This is a genomic window from Gayadomonas joobiniege G7 (assembly GCF_000300815.1).
In the GTDB taxonomy this organism is placed as follows: Bacteria; Pseudomonadota; Gammaproteobacteria; order Enterobacterales; family Alteromonadaceae; genus Catenovulum; species Catenovulum joobiniege.
Window position 1 is genome coordinate 491314 of the sequence record NZ_AMRX01000003.1, and the last position, 17366, is coordinate 508679.

General features: G+C 39.4%; 16 protein-coding genes and 3 pseudogenes. 8 read left to right on the forward strand and 11 right to left on the reverse strand.

Features of this window, described 5'->3' with window-relative positions; all coding sequences use genetic code 11:
- Position 1: 1 nt before the first annotated feature.
- Complete coding sequence (locus C727_RS0106395; protein ID WP_017444801.1) at positions 2-811, reverse strand: HAD-IIB family hydrolase; 810 nt, start codon at positions 809-811, stop codon at positions 2-4.
- Positions 808-1710: a hypothetical protein gene (locus C727_RS0106400; protein WP_237742320.1), complete on the reverse strand. Its 903-nt coding sequence runs from the start codon at positions 1708-1710 to the stop codon at positions 808-810. The genes C727_RS0106395 and C727_RS0106400 overlap by 4 nt, the downstream gene beginning before the upstream one ends.
- Positions 1711-1938: 228 nt before the next feature.
- On the opposite strand from C727_RS0106400, the gene C727_RS0106405 reads away from it, so the two are divergent.
- The 5 genes from C727_RS0106405 to C727_RS18135 all read left to right on the forward strand — a co-directional run bounded on the left by C727_RS0106405 (position 1939) and on the right by C727_RS18135 (position 6672).
- Positions 1939-2682 (forward strand): dienelactone hydrolase family protein, encoded by a 744-nt coding sequence (locus tag C727_RS0106405; protein WP_017444803.1) that lies wholly within the window; start codon positions 1939-1941, stop codon positions 2680-2682.
- A 12-nt stretch (positions 2683-2694) separates the two neighbouring features.
- Complete coding sequence (locus C727_RS0106410) at positions 2695-3444, forward strand: methylenetetrahydrofolate reductase (protein WP_017444804.1); 750 nt, start codon at positions 2695-2697, stop codon at positions 3442-3444.
- A 188-nt stretch (positions 3445-3632) separates the two neighbouring features.
- Positions 3633-3923 carry a co-chaperone GroES gene (locus tag C727_RS0106415; protein ID WP_017444805.1) on the forward strand — a complete coding sequence of 97 codons (291 nt, stop codon included), beginning with the start codon at positions 3633-3635 and terminating at the stop codon, positions 3921-3923.
- 60 nt (positions 3924-3983) lie between these two features.
- Positions 3984-5630: a chaperonin GroEL gene (groL, locus tag C727_RS0106420; protein ID WP_017444806.1), complete on the forward strand. Its 1647-nt coding sequence runs from the start codon at positions 3984-3986 to the stop codon at positions 5628-5630.
- Positions 5631-6201: 571 nt separating this feature from the next.
- On the forward strand, positions 6202-6672 hold the full coding sequence (locus C727_RS18135) for a YhfG family protein (RefSeq protein WP_017444807.1): 471 nt from the start codon (positions 6202-6204) through the stop codon (positions 6670-6672).
- 117 nt (positions 6673-6789) lie between these two features.
- Here C727_RS18135 and C727_RS19750 read toward each other — a convergent pair.
- Positions 6790-6999: pseudogene (locus tag C727_RS19750) on the reverse strand (IS110 family transposase); the annotation flags it as partial.
- Between the two features lie 98 nt (positions 7000-7097).
- On the opposite strand from C727_RS19750, the gene C727_RS0106435 reads away from it, so the two are divergent.
- Positions 7098-7601: a hypothetical protein gene (locus C727_RS0106435; protein ID WP_017444809.1), complete on the forward strand. Its 504-nt coding sequence runs from the start codon at positions 7098-7100 to the stop codon at positions 7599-7601.
- Between the two features lie 339 nt (positions 7602-7940).
- Here C727_RS0106435 and C727_RS0106440 read toward each other — a convergent pair whose 3' ends face one another.
- Positions 7941-9734 (reverse strand): DUF262 domain-containing protein, encoded by a 1794-nt coding sequence (locus C727_RS0106440; protein WP_017444810.1) that lies wholly within the window; start codon positions 9732-9734, stop codon positions 7941-7943.
- A gap of 493 nt (positions 9735-10227) precedes the next feature.
- Here C727_RS0106440 and C727_RS19515 point away from each other — a divergent pair, with 493 nt between their 5' ends.
- Positions 10228-10392: a hypothetical protein gene (locus C727_RS19515; RefSeq protein ID WP_017444811.1), complete on the forward strand. Its 165-nt coding sequence runs from the start codon at positions 10228-10230 to the stop codon at positions 10390-10392.
- Positions 10393-10440: 48 nt separating this feature from the next.
- The gene (gene ltrA, locus C727_RS0106450) at positions 10441-11778 is read left to right on the forward strand and encodes a group II intron reverse transcriptase/maturase (protein WP_017444812.1); all 1338 of its coding nucleotides are present in this window, start codon (positions 10441-10443) and stop codon (positions 11776-11778) included.
- 80 nt (positions 11779-11858) lie between these two features.
- Here the strand turns inward: ltrA and C727_RS0106455 are convergent, their stop codons facing one another.
- The 7 genes and pseudogenes from C727_RS0106455 to C727_RS19755 form a co-directional block, all read right to left on the reverse strand.
- On the reverse strand, positions 11859-13625 hold the full coding sequence (locus C727_RS0106455) for a GmrSD restriction endonuclease domain-containing protein (RefSeq protein ID WP_017444813.1): 1767 nt from the start codon (positions 13623-13625) through the stop codon (positions 11859-11861).
- Between the two features lie 344 nt (positions 13626-13969).
- A pseudogene (locus C727_RS19965) lies at positions 13970-14292 on the reverse strand (transposase); the annotation flags it as partial.
- Complete coding sequence (locus tag C727_RS19520) at positions 14250-14402, reverse strand: hypothetical protein (protein WP_017444815.1); 153 nt, start codon at positions 14400-14402, stop codon at positions 14250-14252. The pseudogene C727_RS19965 and the gene C727_RS19520, both read right to left, overlap by 43 nt.
- A gap of 241 nt (positions 14403-14643) precedes the next feature.
- The gene (locus tag C727_RS0106470) at positions 14644-15114 is read right to left on the reverse strand and encodes a hypothetical protein (RefSeq protein WP_017444816.1); all 471 of its coding nucleotides are present in this window, start codon (positions 15112-15114) and stop codon (positions 14644-14646) included.
- A complete protein-coding gene (locus C727_RS0106475) occupies positions 15111-15359 on the reverse strand; it encodes a hypothetical protein (protein ID WP_017444817.1) in 249 nt (82 codons plus the stop codon). Before C727_RS0106475 ends, C727_RS0106470 begins: the two co-directional genes overlap by 4 nt.
- A 35-nt stretch (positions 15360-15394) precedes the next feature.
- A complete protein-coding gene (locus C727_RS0106480) occupies positions 15395-16240 on the reverse strand; it encodes an LAPAL motif-containing putative phage structural protein (RefSeq protein ID WP_017444818.1) in 846 nt (281 codons plus the stop codon).
- Between the two features lie 261 nt (positions 16241-16501).
- Positions 16502-17324: pseudogene (locus C727_RS19755) on the reverse strand (IS3 family transposase); the annotation flags it as partial.
- Between the last annotated feature and the right edge of the window lie 42 nt (positions 17325-17366).

Sequence of the window (17366 nt, forward strand, 5' to 3'; positions counted from 1 at the left end):
ATTATCTTAAAGTTTTTAATTTTCCTGATTGATGGAGCTGCAATAAGTGCGCCATAATTTGATTCCAGCCAACTGGGCCTTTTTCGGTCGCAAAAAACACTTGTTCAGTTCGACTTAACTGAGGGGCTGCTTTATCCCGCTTGATCCAAACCGCCACGTCAGCAGCTTCTAACATAGCGACATCATTCTCGCTATCACCCAGTGCTATCGTTAACACCTCTGCTTGCCATTGCTGAGCATACTTTTGTGCCAGCCATTTTAACGCGACGCCCTTATCACACTGTCCTTGAACCGAAAGAAAGCGACCACCTTGTAACGCCAGGTAACCTGCACTTTCGGTTAAACGAATAAATTCCTCTTTTTGTTCAGTATTGCCATTAAATAGTAGTGGCTCAGAAAAATCTCGTTGCCCACTTTTTGCAGCATCGGCTTCATTCAGTCCAGTATGTTCAATGATTTGGGCCTGAGTCCAGTCATTAAAACCTGAAAATTCAAAACCTTTTTCGCGCATTTTTGCGAGGTGGCGTAAGATATCTGCTCGTTTTGCACCATTAATGTGCAAGGTTTCTTCACTCTTATGTGCTTCAGCTGGGTATATAGCGGAACCATTTTCAACAATAAAAGGTGCTTTAATATTCATTTGTCGATGTAGACCGGCCACTTCGTGAAAGGTTTTGCTGGTATTGCAGATCACAGGAACTTCCGCTTTTTGTAATTCAGCCAGAGCGGGTTTTGCAGCGTCCCAAGAATAGTCGTCATGGTCTAGCAATGTGCCATCCATGTCAGTAAACACTAATAGATGTTTTGTCATTTAACCTCCAATCCGTGTACTTGCGTAAAAGTTTGATACTCACTCATTTTAAATACAATATCAGCTTGTTGCGGCAATGTATTTAAAGCGTGCTCGGTGAGCCTTTGGTAATGCTGAATAAAACGTGCTAGTTCATGGTCGTCCATAATATGGGTACCAAACCGAGCGTGTTGGCGCAATTTTTGTTCTTGTAGACTACGCCATTGAAATACACAGTCAAATGACGGAGCCTGCAACATAATCAGCATGTCGAACATATCGAACAAGTCAGAATAATGGTCACGCATTTGCTCATTAACATAATTGCGCCACCGGCAGTTTGCATCTTCACGGCTTTCTAGTTCGTTGATGGGATCATAAAGCTCGCTCTCGCTTTGGGCCGATAAACCAACACACCAGCCCTCTAGAATAACCACATCCGCTGGCCCATCAATTTTTTGCCAATCTTCAGGCTCGGCCCTGTCATCAATCGCTTTATTAAAACGCACCAAGGAGATACTTTTATGATCACTGGCTAAGTTTTTTAACGTATTAATAGCAAGTGGTATATCGTGTGTGCCAGGCACCCCACGGGTGATCAAAAGTGGGTGGATATGAGCGGCTAAATGTTCGCGTTCTTTGCGGGTGAGATAAAAATCGTCGATGGATAAATTAGCCACGGTTAAACCGTGAATCTGAGTTAGAATCATCTCAACAAATTTAGCCATGGTTGATTTACCGCTGCCTTGGCAGCCATTTATCGCTACGTATAAAGTGCCTTGTTTGTTTTTTTGTCGTGCGAGTATTTGTCGACACAAAGGCAAGTACCAGCGCTGTGCACTTGTTTCAAATTGGGGCGGCAAAGACTGAGCCCGCACCATTTGTTGAATCAACATCTGGGTGTCCTGAGATTGGATCATGTCCATGTCCTTAGTCTGGGATACAGCCTGGTGCATAAAATAAGAGTCCCGCTGATTAATTTAGATAAACGCCTTAACCAAATGGTAAGCAAGTTTGTTGCCAGAATATTCGTTTATAGATTAATCCACTTAGGGTCTTTGCTAAATTAAGCAGTTGTTGAATAAAAATACAAAAAATTAACTGAGTATTTTGTATAATAGAAAAATTTGTGAATTCAGGTACCCGGAATGAAGATTCAAACCGAAACAGTTGACCTTACCACCCCAACGGGTGTGATGCGGACTTATATTTATCGTCCGCAAGACGCTGGTATATATCCGGCCATTTTATATTATTCTGAAATTTTTCAGCAAACTGCACCAATTGCCCGTTCTGCGGCTATTATGGCTGGGCACGGATTTGTTGTATTAGTGCCAGAAGTGTTTCACGAGCTCAATCCAATTGGCACTGTGATGGACTATGATGACAAAGGCAAAGATAAAGGGAATCAGGATAAGTTTACAAAAGCGTTAGAAGCGCACGACTCTGATACCCAAACAATGATTGATTGGCTGCAAGAACAAACATTTTGCACGGGCCAAGTCGGTGCTATGGGCGTTTGTATTGGTGGGCATTTAGCGTTTAGAGCGGCACTTAATCCAGCCATTAAAGCCGCCTCATGTTTGTATGCGACCGATATCCATTCTAATACTTTACCAAGTGAAGCGGGCAATGATTCTTTAACTCGTTGCAGCGACATTAAAGGTGAACTGTTAATGATTTGGGGCAAACAAGATCCACATGTGCCAGATGAAGGCCGAGCTTTAATTCAACAAACTTTGCAAACGCAAGGGGTCCATTTTAGCTGGCATGAATTTAATGCCGCACATGCTTTTATGCGTGACGAAGGTTTAGACAGGTATGACCCTGAACTTGCGTTGCAAGTGTATGCAATGTCTGTTGATTTATTCCGCCGCCAACTTAAACAATAACAGGATTTTTTAGTGAATATTTCGTTTGAAATCGTCCCTAGAACGGCCGCTGCAACCGAACAGCAAATGCAATTTATCGCCGAGCAGCTTCCGTTTGTGAACACCATTAATGTACCTGACCTATTGCGTTTGCCAATTCGCAGTTGGGATGGAGTGGATTATGTTGATAGCAATAAATACAGCTATATTCCTCATATTCGTTCAATTGACTTTGATATGAAATCAAATCGTTTGCAGCAAATCATCGAAGAAAAAGAGCTGGATAAAATATTAATAGTGACTGGCGATCCACCACCAGATCGCTCATTTAGAGTGTATCCTACTGGCGTTGTTGAGCTAGTGCGCAAAATACGCCAAGACTTTCCAGAGATTGAAATATTTTGCGGTTTTGACCCCTACCGCAGCGGTGTTCAGCAAGAAAAAGAGTACATTAACAAAAAGTTTGATGCAGGCTGTGATGCGATTTTGTCGCAACCCTTTTTTGACATAAGATTAATGGATGTGTATGCCGACTTTTTACCTGCTGACAAAGTTTATTGGGGCGTATCACCGGTTATTACCGATAAAAGCAAAGCCTACTGGGAAAGCGTGAATAAAGTGGTGTTTCCTAAGTCGTTTGATGCCTCATACGAGTGGAATATTAACTTTGCCACTGAAGTACTCAAACATTGCCAAAAAACAGGTTCTCACTGTTATTTTATGCCCATCAGAATTGATTTAGAGCGTTATTTTTTGCCAATTAAACAAAGTTTGTCGCTGTAAAACCCGGCTTATTAATTTGCTGGTCCTCATTTGTAGAGTGCCAGCAAAAAAAATTAAAAAATTTTCATTTCCCCCCTTGTGTTAAAAAACAGCAACCCCATTTAAGGTTCATCTTAAATTTTTCTGTAGTGTGATCACTGCAGTGTTAACAACCCTATGTTAATTAGTTTCTCAGGAGATTGGAGAAGATGAAAATTCGTCCTTTAAACGATCGCGTTATCGTTAAACGCTTAGAAGAAGAAACAAAGTCAGCGGGCGGTATCGTTTTAACCGGCAGCGCGGCTGAAAAGTCTTCAAAAGGTGAAGTCATTGCCGTAGGCAATGGTCGTACTTTAGACAACGGCCAGGTGAAAGCTGTTGACGTTAAAGTTGGCGAAACAGTTCTGTTTGGCTATTCAATCGAGCAAACTCAGAAAGTTGACGGCGAAGAGCTGTTAATTATGAAAGAAGAAAATATTCTGGGTGTGGTTGAAGGTTAATTGATTTAATCATTAACACTTAGTCATTTTTTTAACAGATATTCATAGGAACAAATAATCATGGCAGCTAAAGACGTAAAATTTGGTGAAGACGCACGCGTAAAAATGTTAGCGGGCGTTAATATTTTAGCAAACGCAGTAAAAGTAACTTTAGGTCCAAAAGGCCGCAACGTAGTTTTAGACAAATCATTTGGTGCGCCTTTAATCACTAAAGATGGTGTTTCTGTTGCAAAAGAAATCGAGCTAGAAGACAAGTTCGAAAACATGGGCGCGCAAATGGTTAAAGAAGTTGCTTCTAAAGCCAATGACGAAGCCGGTGACGGTACTACCACTGCAACTGTATTAGCCCAATCTATTGTTAACGAAGGTTTAAAAGCTGTTGCCGCTGGTATGAATCCAATGGATCTTAAGCGCGGTATCGACAAAGCAGTTGTTGCAGCAGTTGAAGAATTAAAAGCATTATCTAAACCTTGTGAAGACAACAAAGCCATTGCTCAGGTTGGTACTATCTCAGCGAACTCTGATAGCGAAATTGGCGAAATCATTGCTAAAGCAATGGATCGAGTAGGCAAAGAAGGTGTAATCACAGTTGAAGAAGGTCAAGCGCTGCAAAACGAATTAGACGTTGTAGAAGGTATGCAGTTTGATCGTGGTTATTTATCACCTTATTTCATCAACAACCAAGAAAACGGCACTGTTGAATTAGAAAACCCATTCATTTTATTAGTTGATAAAAAAATCTCTAATATCCGTGAATTATTAGGTACTCTAGAAGCTGTTGCTAAAGCCGGCAAACCACTGTTAATTATTGCTGAAGACGTTGAAGGCGAAGCCTTAGCAACTTTAGTTGTTAACAACATGCGTGGCATCGTAAAAGTAGCTGCAGTTAAAGCACCTGGTTTTGGTGACCGTCGTAAAGCTATGTTACAAGACATTGCGATTTTAACTAGCGGTACTGTTATCTCTGAAGAGATTGGTTTAGAGCTTGAAAAAGCAACGTTAGAAGACTTAGGTCAAGCAAAACGTGTTGTTATCAACAAAGACAATACAACTATCATCGACGGTGTTGGTGAAGAAGACGCGATTCAAAGCCGTGTTGCTCAAATCCGTGGTCAAATCGAAGAATCAACTTCTGACTACGACAAAGAAAAACTGCAAGAGCGTCTGGCTAAATTAGCCGGTGGTGTTGCCGTTATTAAAGTGGGCGCTGCAACCGAAGTTGAAATGAAAGAGAAAAAAGCTCGCGTTGAAGATGCATTACACGCAACTCGCGCTGCAGTTGAAGAAGGGGTTGTCCCTGGTGGTGGTGTTGCACTGGTTCGTGTTGCTGCTAAATTGGTTGAATTATTGGGCGATAACGAAGACCAAAACCACGGTGTTAAAGTTGCACTACGTGCAATGGAAGCGCCAATGCGTCAAATCGTAACTAACGCAGGTGCTGAAGCCTCTGTTGTTGTTGCAGACGTGAAAAAAGGTGACAACGCTTACGGTTACAACGCAGGTAACGACACTTACGGCGACATGTTAGAAATGGGTATCTTAGACCCAACTAAAGTAACTCGTAGCGCACTTCAATTTGCTGCCTCAGTTGCTGGTTTAATGATCACTACAGAAGCTATGGTTTCTGAGTTACCGAAAGAAGAAGCACCAGCTGCACCAGATATGGGCGGCATGGGCGGAATGGGTGGCATGGGCGGCATGATGTAATCATCGCCTAGCTATCTAAGCTCTTAAAAACCCGGCGCAAGCCGGGTTTTTGCTTTTTATAATTTGATTTTTTAGTGCATAGCTATAATGCTTAAGTTTATGAAATGATTAATTTAAAGTTTATTGGAATGGCGTTGATAGACTCAATGTTAAACACTTCTATACGCTCTTCTAATGATTAAGCTGTTTAAAAACTATGAATGAGCTATTAAAGCACTTAAAGTGTGGAAATTATCAAAGCAGAAAATATTCACTTGTGAGAGCTATGACGGCTCCATCATAGGCGGACCTAGTGATTCAAAGTCTTGTGTCGCTTCTAAAATCTGGCAGTTAGAGGACGAATTAAACTGGTGGTTAAGTGAAAATGCGACTTACTAATAACGTAACAAACAGCTCTACCGGACATTCATAATGTTTTCACCTTTCCGGGAAAACACCCAGTAAAATCGCCAACATTACTGCGCGCGACGAGCTTGGCGTTAGCTTTCTTTCTGATCTTAACTGCTATCTTTGCCAAATTATAATAAACTAGGTTTAAAGTCGCATATATATATGCCGGAAGGTATTTTCTATGAAATATGAATTTGTAGTTTTAGCAGCTCTAGTACAGTTAAAACATGCTAACACTAGGGTTATAGTTAATTCTACAGGTATTTCAGAAAGGAAAGTTCGATCAGTTGTTAAAGATTTGCACTTAAATCTAGGTATATGTTTTAAAAAAGAGAAAAAACTCTTTTTACTTCTTTATAGAATCTTCGTGTTCGAGACAGGTTCTTCAATTTTTGAGCGCTTATATAAGTTGGATTTAGCAAAAGCTAGTAGAATCTCATCAAAAAATCAGCGAAAGCGTAAATTATTATCACTGTCTGATAAAATTGAATATTCAAACTCAGTTAAACTCAAAAACTATAATGAAAGTCTTCGTTTGGAGGGGATATCATCTAAAAAAACTGATTTAAGTGCTAATAAGAAGCAGCTCCAAGATGAACGATATGAATTATTAAAGTATTATGCAAAAAGAGCACAGTTAGTCAATGCTTGATAAATATGGTGCTGGGTATGATCCATATTGTTATCCTGGAACTAACCTACTTAAAAATAAGTTGTCAATTCAAGATGAAAAACTACTCTCTGAAGCGGAAAAAGACTTATCCTTTGTTGCCGCCCAATACCAGCAATGCATGTATTCAACGCGAACAACGACATTTCTGATGTAGGATGATAATAAATCGAGTAGTTTATCAGGTGGTGCTTTGATTTCTTTGTGTAGGACTTTCTTGCCATTTTTGTCTAAAATGAAGACATATAACGAAATGGTGTGTAGATCTATTCCACAGTAATAGGGATGCATGTTATTGTAAAAATTCATTGAGTCTTCTCCTCTTAGTTGGCGCTTTTTAGCTTAGTCGATCATGGCAGGCTAAAGCGGAGGCTCAATGAGTATCAAGTGAATGCAAGGGAGTGAGTATGGATAAAATAATCGAATTACTGAAGCCAGAAAATCTCAGGTATGCAGTACTTCTTTTGGGAATGGCTTTATTGGGGCGTAGCTTAGCAATAATTAATCCTGAGTATGGGATCACTATTTTGAGCCCCATTGATCAACATCAAGAGATATTAAGCTACTTTAGCGTTTCAGTTCCAAAGTACGTGATGACCATGCTTTGGCCGCTAGCATACTCATTTCTTAACTCTATAGATTGTAGGGTTAGGGTGACTAAACCATTCTTCAACGCCGTGATGCTAGCCCATATGGCCAGCTTGATTGTCAGTCTGATATGGTATTTTAACTACATGCCAGAACAGTATAGTGGTACCCGAAAGTACGATGACGACTTACTGGTTATGAGACTGCAAGCCGCGATGATATTTTCGGTAAGCATAATAACCTCGATCTTTTCCGTCGTCTGGTTCAATAAAGGATGGATGGTATTTCAACGAGAGATAAAAAGAGAAGGCGGTAGCGGTTAGTATATGAATCAGGGTGCTTAACAATCAGTAACAGAGCGACAGCCACCGCGAAGCACCTTTTGTGTGACTCGCTTTCGCTCAAACATTAACATACAATGCGCTTCGCGCTGCCTGTGCTGGTGGGCGTTAAGCCAATGGAGAAAGAAATTTGATTGATGAAAGTAATCCTGCGGGAAGGTTGCATAAGTTACTCACTACCGCTACCAGCTTTCTAATGACAGCTTTCTTATGATCTTCAGGTAATGTTTCACTTATGGATAACTTACGGCGAGGAAGCGGCTTAAACTTTTACGCGACAACTATCTTGAAAAACACCGACCTCGGGGAGGCTCAAATGTGTTATATTTTTTGTGCCAATTCACTTTCTTTTTTAAATAATTCAAAGAAATCAAATTCAGCATCTCGCCCTACTTTATCATTATGCGAAATTGAGCGCTTAAAGTATGAGTCATCATAAAGTTCAGGCTTATCTGAACGCCTAGCCTTGAATAACATCATTTCTTTATCGCCATATGTGAAGGTAACAAGGTTTGCTTTAATTAGCTCTTTGAAGTAATCAGAAATAGGTTCTTTTTCTATTTGAGACAATACTTTTCTCTCAAATAACTCAATTGAACCACAATATTTGTTGGCTTCACTATCGATACCTGTAATCGAAAAATTATTATATTTAATATAGTTAGAGTTGTAATGTGCCTTATGTAACTCTGCGGAGCTTTCATCATCAGCAATACCTAAAATCACATAACAATCGCCGACTTTTGTATTGGTCATTGCCACTAACGTTTTAATGATTTTTGATAAAGTTTTCTTGTTATAAGTTCCTGAGCCATCGCTAATTCGGTGTAAGCCTATTTTAAAATCGTAACAAACTTGTTCTGTTTTAGATTCATTTAAAATATTTTCCAGACTTTCAACCCAAGAGCTTAAGTTTCGATCACTTCCTGATCTAGTAGTAAAATGTTTTTTAATTACACCGAGCATAGAGTCAGAAAATCTCTCTCTATCATTTAAATCCCACTTTCTATCAGAATCAATGGCTTTTAAGTGTTTATCAAAGACCCCTGTTAATGAGTTACATAATTTTTTATAGTTGCAGACTTTTAAGTTTGATGATATCAGCGCTTTATAGAAAGCAATGAATATTACTTGGAAAACTCTAGCAACACGCACTGGTCTACCAGAGTAAACAAGCTTACTAAAAGTTTGGTCTGTATTTCTAAGAGTTTTCTCAATCTCATCAAAGACAAAACAAAATTGTTTGTATACCGTCTCATAACCTTTAGTATTAATTTTTCTAGCTAACGTTTTGCTTTCTTCCGTTTCATCGCGGTAAATAGCATCAAGATAATATGATGTGGTTTGTGAGCTTTCTGGGTTAGCTATGTATGAAATTAATTGAGCTACTAACTCTTCATCTCTGGACTTCCTAACATTTTCAGGTGTGACAATAGAAGTACGAACCCAAAATATATTCCTTAGATCGATACCATAAGAAAGTCCATTATTACTCAAACTAATATTTTTCATGTTGGATAGGTTAAGAATGTTAGAACGAGAGCTATCTTTTCTAATGTAAACCGAAGCATCTCTAACAATGTCTGGGATAATACCTAAAGCCCCTGCTTGCCTAACATCTTGTTTGGAAAGAGTGCGTCCACCAGTGTTTATACGCCTAAAGCTTTCATCTACTTTTTTAGGGTCATTAACGTCGCAAACAGAAAATGGAACAGGGTAGTCGAGTACTTTTGAGCACTCAGTTAGGTCTAAAATAGGAGTTTTTTGTATTAACTGTTTTGTGTCAAGTTTTTGTTTTGTCTGAGCCACAGCCGACAAGTCAAAATATTTTGAATTTACAGGGAACTCGCCTTCTATAAATGAAGTTATAGCGTTAAGCCTTTGCATTCCATCTAATATTTCAGATGAGTTACTTTCATCAGAATTTTTATGATTTGCTGTAATTACCATCGGGATAGGAAAACCATTTATTAACGAATCAATAAACTTTTCTTTTTCTTGCACGCTCCATACTAATTTTCTTTGATAACGGCGATTAATAACAAATAAGCCAGATAAATATTGAGTGTAAATATTCTGAACTGTAATGCCTTTTATACTAAGATTCCCTTGCATTCTTGAAATGTCCTAAATTTAAAATGTGAACCAAATTTAAAAAAATATAACGCCTTGCTCACCGGAAAATTAGGAACGTAGCGAGTAATTTTTCCAAGTGCAGCAACTTGTGTACGCCCGACATGGGCATTAACTAATGAGGTGAAAGTCCTCTGTAGGAAGATCACCGTTCAAATAACTGATTGTTATTAAACGATAACTACTAGCGAATGGCAAGTGCAAATCCGCGAGGAGTTGTATGGAGGAAGCCGCTAGCAAAATTGCGAGCTGATGAACAAAAACATCATATTAGGCGTAGGCTGAAGACGAGTTAGCACAAGATAACGAAGTCTCGTGATCTAACGGCCACCGTAAATGATGCAGTTGCCTACATGGATGTAGGTAAGGGGCGTGAGCTGGGAGCGGAAGCTTTGTGCAATGAAAGTTAATGCGCTTATTCGGGGAGAGCTGGATAACAAGCGGCCTGCGCTATCGCTGCGGAAAATACCAGTAAGTGGCTGGTCAAACAACCCCTTGGCGTGCTATTTGGTTGCGAAATAGACAACGAGCGAAACCACAGCAACACCTCAACGAAGCGAATGCAGCGCAATATAAAGCAATTTATTTTGTGATTATCCAGCAGTCAGCAGATGGCATAGTAGCCAAACGCCTACCGTAATGGGTGGGACACGGTGAAGGCCTGAACATTTAACCGAAGGAATACTTCATGTCTTACTTACATAACTATATGCCACAGTCCAGTGGTTCTGATATGCAGCGTGAAACAATGCAATCAACCTTCAACTTTGATTTATTCGAACAAGTCTTATCAAACGATAATCTTCAACGTGCATGGAAGCAAGTTAAAGCCAACAAAGGCGCAGCGGGTGTCGATGGAATGGAAATAGACCAATTTATCGACTGGGCAAAACAACATTGGCAACAATGCAAAACCCAAATTGAAAATGGGACTTACCAACCACAACCCGTTAAACGTGTTGAAATTGATAAACCCGACGGTGGCAAACGACAACTTGGGATACCCACAGTAGTTGACCGCGTCATTCAACAAGCCATTACTCAAGTATTATCGCCCATTGTTGATAATACTTTTTCAGATAACAGCTTTGGTTTTCGTCCAAACCGAAACGGCCAACAAGCTGTAAAGCAAGTACAACAAATCATAGAATCCAAACGCAAAATTGCGGTAGATGTCGATTTGTCGAAGTTCTTTGACCGTGTCAATCACGACTTACTGATGCGAAATTTATCACGTCATATCAAAGATAAACGCTTGCTGAAACTCATTGGCCGTTACCTTAGAGCCGGAATTGACGACAATGGTACTCTATCTCCAAGTCTAAAAGGTGTTCCGCAAGGCGGTCCACTCTCTCCTTTATTATCCAATATGATGCTGGATGATTTAGACAAAGAATTAGAACAGCGAGGCCACAAGTTCGCCCGTTATGCAGATGATTTTATCATTCTGGTAAAATCAAAACGGGCTGGCGAACGTGTGCTTGCCAGTGTCACCCAATTCTTAGAAACCAAGCTTAAGCTACTCGTTAACACAGACAAAAGCCAAGTGGTTAAATCTACGCAAAGTAAGTTCTTAGGATTTACCTTTAAACGCGGATTAATCAAATGGCACGATAAAACCCTGCACAAATTTAAACAACAAGTCCGGATACTAACTAACCGAAACTGGGGCGTGAGTATGCACTACCAACTGTTTAAATTGAGTCAATATCTAAGGGGATGGATTAACTACTATGGAATTGCAAATGCATACCAGCAGTGCGTTGACCTAGACCATTGGATACGGCGCAGAGTCAGAATGTGTTACTGGCGGCAATGGCGCAAACCGAGAACTAAAGTTAGAAATCTGATGAAACGTGGTGTGCATGTGCAAGCTGCCGTTGCTTGTGGGATCACAAGCAAAGGGCCTTGGCGCAGTTCAAAAACACCCGGTATTCAGCAGGCTTTAAGCTTGTGTTATCTGAAATCTGAAGGGTTATATTCACTCAGAGATGGATGGATCAAAGTGCATTATCCGAATGGATAATCAGTTAGATGAAACGCCCTGTGCGGGCCCGCATGCAGGGTGTTGTGGGGGCTGAGGGCTAGATACCCTCGGCTACCCGATTATGAGAACAGTGAATTTGCAGCAAGAAGCTTCTTGCCGCTTGCTTCTGTGGTCGAGCTTCCTTCACGGACATATGCCATATCGCCAACAAAAGATACTTCGCTTTGCTTCGGAACTCTCAATCTTATTATGGTCTTTCCTCTATAGTCAATCGTATCTACTTGGCTAAGTATGTTGCTCTTTAGGGGCTCAGATAAATTTGAATCTTTGATTGCTGATAGGACCTTCGAAAGATACGCCTCTAAACTACAATTCAAATGCGATAACTCTCTCTCAATACCAACAACAAACCGATTACCGACTCGAACTGCATCTTCCTTATCAAGGTCACGAATGCGGTTGGCATCCTCTTCCTTGTCGGCAACTCCTATAAAAAGAAAGCCGTCTGCATCAGGTCCTACATTTGCAATTGCGCATAGTGTATCGACTATTTTTGGCAAAATTCCTTGAGCAAGTTTTCGACTTGGAGAAAGATCAACCAACCCCTGCTTACATTCATACCTCGATGTTTCAATCTTTGATCTACGTAAGGAGTTTTCAAGATCAAGAGCGAGTCCAGCTCCATGTCGTAAAAGAGGCGGATCTTTTTTCACAAAGAAATTTTGTATTAACCCTTTAGTGATGGAGATGTTTTTCACCCGGTCTTCAGATTTGGAATATTTAGCTGTGGTTTTCATCTGCTTCTGAAGTCCTGATATAGCTTTGAATATTTCGCCATAGTTGTCCGGCGATTTTTCTTCATTGATCACTAAGTCGTGTAACGCCATAAATAGACTATAAAAAGCAGCTTTAATAGGGTTTGTAGATTTTGGGTTAATAGCTTTTCGAAGAGCATTTTGACCTGGATCGACATTCTCAATTATTTCGTTCAGAACAGAAAATGTAACCTTTATTTCTTCTTTTAATCTTTCTTCACCATATGCTGACAGAGCAGTACGAACTTCCTTAAAAACAGCTGTTTCATAATCATAAATTTCGTCTAAAAGATCCTTACTTTTTGCAATCGGTTTTGAAAGTATGATTGATGACCCAATGTCCGCAATTATCTCTTCGTCTTCACTATCACGGAGTTGTTTAACCCACAGAACACCCTGTTTACACCAAAATATATCTTCTGCAACTAATTGATACCCTAATTCTAATCTTGCAGAATCAATGCTTATTTCAGGCATTTCAACGAGCGGTAGTCTCTCGCGCGAAGCATCACCTCTAATTTCTGATGACACCACTCTGACCAAATTAGAGAAAGCGTCTGTCATTCCAGCTTGTCTCTTTTCTTGCCAGCTTAATTGTCGACCACCAGAATTAATTCTTCCAAAAACATCTGTAACTTGTGAGTCATCAACTGCAGGAAATATGGTTACTGCTAGCTGGTAGTCTAGAAAATCAGCGCAGTGGTTTGGCTCAAGTAGTTTTGATCCTAGTTCAGCTTTCTTAAATAGCCCTGCCTCATGAGCCTGATTTGCTCTTGAAAATTCACCGATGTCAAAATATTTGTCATTACATGGAAATCCATTATCGATATACGAAAAAATTGCATTCAACCTTTGCATACCATCGAGAATTTCATATTTTGATCTCCCTTTTTCTTCTGCAAGCAAAATCAAAGGAATTGGATAATCATTTATGATGCTATCAATTAGTGATTGTTTCTCACCTATAGTCCATACCAATTTCCTTTGATACTTTCTATTTACTTCCAGCTTGTCATCACGGTACAAACGATAAGCTTCTTGTACACTCATACCTCTAGGAGTAATGCTCATTTATTATCCTTTCGTTTGATTTTTTTCATAACGCTTTAGTGTTCATACACCCTGAGTGTGGATGAACCTCTTGTTGAACGGGCAAACGGCACAACCGGTATAATTGGATGCGGCTGGTTTGATTTATGCTATAGGAATTTGCTTTTTCAAGCTGAGCTGGCATGGCAGGTGATTTCCTTGTTGTTTGCATTTCATCAATCCATTTTTAGCGCGTTTTTTCGCTTAATAAGTTTTAATTTAATCCAAATTAGTCGTCTTTTGCAACTTTATTTTTAATATGCACAGCTGGGCCTAACCCAATCCAATGGGCTTTGTTTGTTATAGCCTTTACTGCTTTAAAAATTTCAGCCAGTGAGTGCCGGCTCTATTAACTGTCTGTTTGGCAGTAAAATTCTAACCTGTTTAAGCACTGCCTAATTTGCATTCAGTGCAAGGCCAATGTCTTTCTGTGTCTGATTTTGCTTTTGTTGTACAGGTTGCCTGTTTTACATCGCGCCTTGATGAGCTTCACTTTGCGTTTACGGCACGCATTTGCCAAAAAACCATAGTGGAGAGCTCGTACTAAGCCTTTGGGCAGTATGTGTTGCAAGTAACGCCGGATAAACTCATCTGTTGTAAGTGTCATTATTTTCTGTTGGTCGTTATCTCGATAGGCTTTATATTTAAAGCTGATCGCGCTGGGTGTGTGGCTGGCGTTGAAACACCATCTTCGCCAGTTAGACCTTTACCAGATTGAAGTTCAGCTAATGCTTTGTTGAAGTCGAAAGATTGGGTCATGTGTCATTCCTTTTTTCTTAGTATTACTGAAATGACACAGATTTCTAAACACTTCCATTATATGCTACTGTTTAACCCAAATCTGCAAACCGGATTTCCAAATCCATGATTTACTACCTTGGAATATCAAAAACTAGGTGTGGCTTAGCCGACGGTTACGTTTGATCACGTTATGACCATACTTGTTTAGGTATACCTAAATGGGTACTTTATTTGATAGACTTTTTAGGTGGTGTAGTATTCATCTCGAAGTGTGCTCAGCAGAGAGTTTTTTTGCGTCTTTATTTATTGTTTCAATTTCTTTGTCACTGACTCCATTTTCGCTCGTATCCACTGCTGAATTAAATGCTTCTGAATGAGCCTTAGTAAATACTCTAAACTTATTAAATTTAGAATCTGTCATGGTGTCATATATCTCATTATATTGAGCTCGAAGCGATTTTTTTCTTTCTTCTTCAATCAGAGGGTCGTCAAGTTGACTTTTAATGAGTTCTAGAGCTTGTTTCGAGGAGTCTGATGCTAACAAATCGAAGACTTTAACTCCTGCAGCCTTACTAAGCATTGTAAGTATAAATTTACAAATAACTGTCAGTGCAGGGATAGCATATAAAACATAGTTCTTTACTAGCTCATCTAATGTTAAGGCATAGTCAATGGCTATGGCGCCTAAGATAGCTGTTATAGTATTTACTATCTTACCTGCGTGGCTCAACTTACAGACTCTCTCGACTTTTTAGCGCTTTGATAAACGTTAGAAACCGCTATGTAAAAATTTTTATCTTTAGATACATCAATTACTTTTGAGTGCACTCGTCCTTCTTCATCTTTATACTCAAAAACCACTTCATGAGGGGGAGCAAATTTATATAATAAATATGTTGTTAATACTTTAAAAGACCAATATAAAATGGGAGCGCATGCAATAATAATAAGCAGTGTTCTGATACCTTCACCCATAAGCCCCCCTTAAAATTTATCCAAAAAGACCCCAATTACTCAGGGGCGTATACTTTAACTATAGAATAACTTTTGTCCAGTGTTATTGTATTTTCAATTTCGTTAATTTCAACCGTATAAGCATTCGAAAAAATATCAGGTTCTCCGCCTTTTCGAAATTTGGTTAAAAACATATCATCTTCCATTTTGACTGTGAGAGCTTCGCCGTCATAATCAATTCTCCATCCAGTGTCTTTATCCTTATGAACACTTAGAAATGTGATTACTTTCTCATCGAGTGGTTTAGTATCCGATATATCAATAACAGTTACATTTTTCTGTCTGAAATATGTTTCTTCATCATCAGTTATAGAAACAAAAGACGTGCGTTCCCCTTTGTTATTCTCTGTTGACTGGGTCTCAAATAACTCAATCCCACCGCGTCTTAGTGGCTTACTAATTATTTTACTAAATGCTGTTCGTACAGAGTTTGATGCTAATAGAGGGCGCATGTAGCTAGGTGATTCTTTTGAATCTCCATCTTCAGTTGTTATTTTACAGTTACCTTGCTCATTAAGGGTTATTTTTTGGATTTTTCTTCCTTTAAGCCACTTAAGATAACTAACTAAAGTACCTGTTGCTGCGGGTGCACCAAAACCTATAATCTTCAAGAGGTCGATATTATTGTTTAATACTTGTTCTATTCCAATAAGAAACTCGAAAGATCCCTTACTAAAGCCCCCTTTAACGTGCAGTGCAAGCTCTTCTTCTTTACCGCCCAGTTCATCGTGAACTTCTCTTACTAAGGCTTCTAACCCTGATAATGACTCAGCCACTAGCTTAAGATTCATACTATGGTCTGCTAAACTTTCACCATCATACCTGACTATTATTTCTTCCATTAAAAGGTCAACCTATAAAATGCTTAAACACTAAAAACATTGTTATAACAGATGTGGATATAAATTTCACTAGATGTTATCAACAACTATAGCCAATCTCTCAAGATTATTGCAGCTGCTTTTTCCGCATTCTTACAAAGCTTTCTTAGCTCCTCACCTTTAGAGTAGTAACCATATGTCATTGTCTTACCGCCTTTATGACCCACAGCAAATGCAGCACTGCCCTCATCTATACCAGCCCTTTGATAAGCCGTACTCAGGCGGTTGCCGTAAGTTATACGCTTTTATCAACGCTTTACTGGCCAAATCGGTCGTCATGCGTCTATCAATATGCCAACCAACAATACGACGAGAATATAAGTCCATAACAATGGCTAGATACATCCAGCCTTCGCCAGTTCTTAATATGTCACATCGCCAGCCCAAATTTGATTCGGTGCTACCGGATTAAAGCTCTGATTAAGCAAATTATCCGCAACTGCTTTAGAGTGCTTACGCTTAGTTGTCACTTTTTAAGCCAATCGTTGTTTAACCACTAAATCGAGTTTCGCCATTAACTTTCTTGTTTTATAGCGTGTTATTTTAAAACCTTCTTTGCGTAAGTTCTTGCATAACTCACGGTAACTTAAGCTTTCTCTGCTGCGTTTAAGCAACGTCTTGGCTCTGCGATAAAGATGCAGCTCTTTGGCCGTTATAAGCTTTGCTGGACGCGCCAGCCATGCGTAATAACTTGAGATACCCACCTTCATAGCTGGGCATAATTTTATAACTCGAAAAACTTGGCTATTTTCTTTAATGAACTGATACTTCATTTCTCTCGCAAAGACGGCGCTGGCCTTTTTAAGATCTCTTTCTCCATTTTGAGATCTTTGTTTTCTTTTCTTAGGCGCTTTAGCTCTGCGCGCTCATCTTCATTTAATGAATTACCAGCTTGTTGTTCTTCGAATTTAGCTTTCCAATTGTAAATAAGTTTGGTGGTGATCCCTAAAGAGACTGCGGCCTCTGAAACTGAATAACCTTGCTCAGTGCCTAAAGCAACTGCTTCTTGCTTAAATTCGGTTGTATAAGTTTTGTTTTTTCGTTTTTTTCATTTAACACCTCAATATTTGGACATTGTCCATTATTA

Coding starts and splice junctions, on each gene's coding strand:
- C727_RS0106405 (WP_017444803.1), top strand. CDS start 1,939: ATGAAGATTCAAACCGAAACAGTTGACCTTACCACCCCAACGGGTGTG.
- C727_RS0106440 (WP_017444810.1), bottom strand. CDS start 9,734: ATGCAAGGGAATCTTAGTATAAAAGGCATTACAGTTCAGAATATTTAC.
- C727_RS0106415 (WP_017444805.1), top strand. CDS start 3,633: ATGAAAATTCGTCCTTTAAACGATCGCGTTATCGTTAAACGCTTAGAA.
- C727_RS0106435 (WP_017444809.1), top strand. CDS start 7,098: ATGGATAAAATAATCGAATTACTGAAGCCAGAAAATCTCAGGTATGCA.
- C727_RS19520 (WP_017444815.1), bottom strand. CDS start 14,402: ATGACCCAATCTTTCGACTTCAACAAAGCATTAGCTGAACTTCAATCT.
- C727_RS0106480 (WP_017444818.1), bottom strand. CDS start 16,240: ATGGAAGAAATAATAGTCAGGTATGATGGTGAAAGTTTAGCAGACCAT.
- C727_RS18135 (WP_017444807.1), top strand. CDS start 6,202: ATGAAATATGAATTTGTAGTTTTAGCAGCTCTAGTACAGTTAAAACAT.
- C727_RS0106395 (WP_017444801.1), bottom strand. CDS start 811: ATGACAAAACATCTATTAGTGTTTACTGACATGGATGGCACATTGCTA.
- groL (WP_017444806.1), top strand. CDS start 3,984: ATGGCAGCTAAAGACGTAAAATTTGGTGAAGACGCACGCGTAAAAATG.
- C727_RS0106455 (WP_017444813.1), bottom strand. CDS start 13,625: ATGAGCATTACTCCTAGAGGTATGAGTGTACAAGAAGCTTATCGTTTG.
- C727_RS0106400 (WP_237742320.1), bottom strand. CDS start 1,710: ATGATCCAATCTCAGGACACCCAGATGTTGATTCAACAAATGGTGCGG.
- ltrA (WP_017444812.1), top strand. CDS start 10,441: ATGTCTTACTTACATAACTATATGCCACAGTCCAGTGGTTCTGATATG.
- C727_RS0106475 (WP_017444817.1), bottom strand. CDS start 15,359: ATGGGTGAAGGTATCAGAACACTGCTTATTATTATTGCATGCGCTCCC.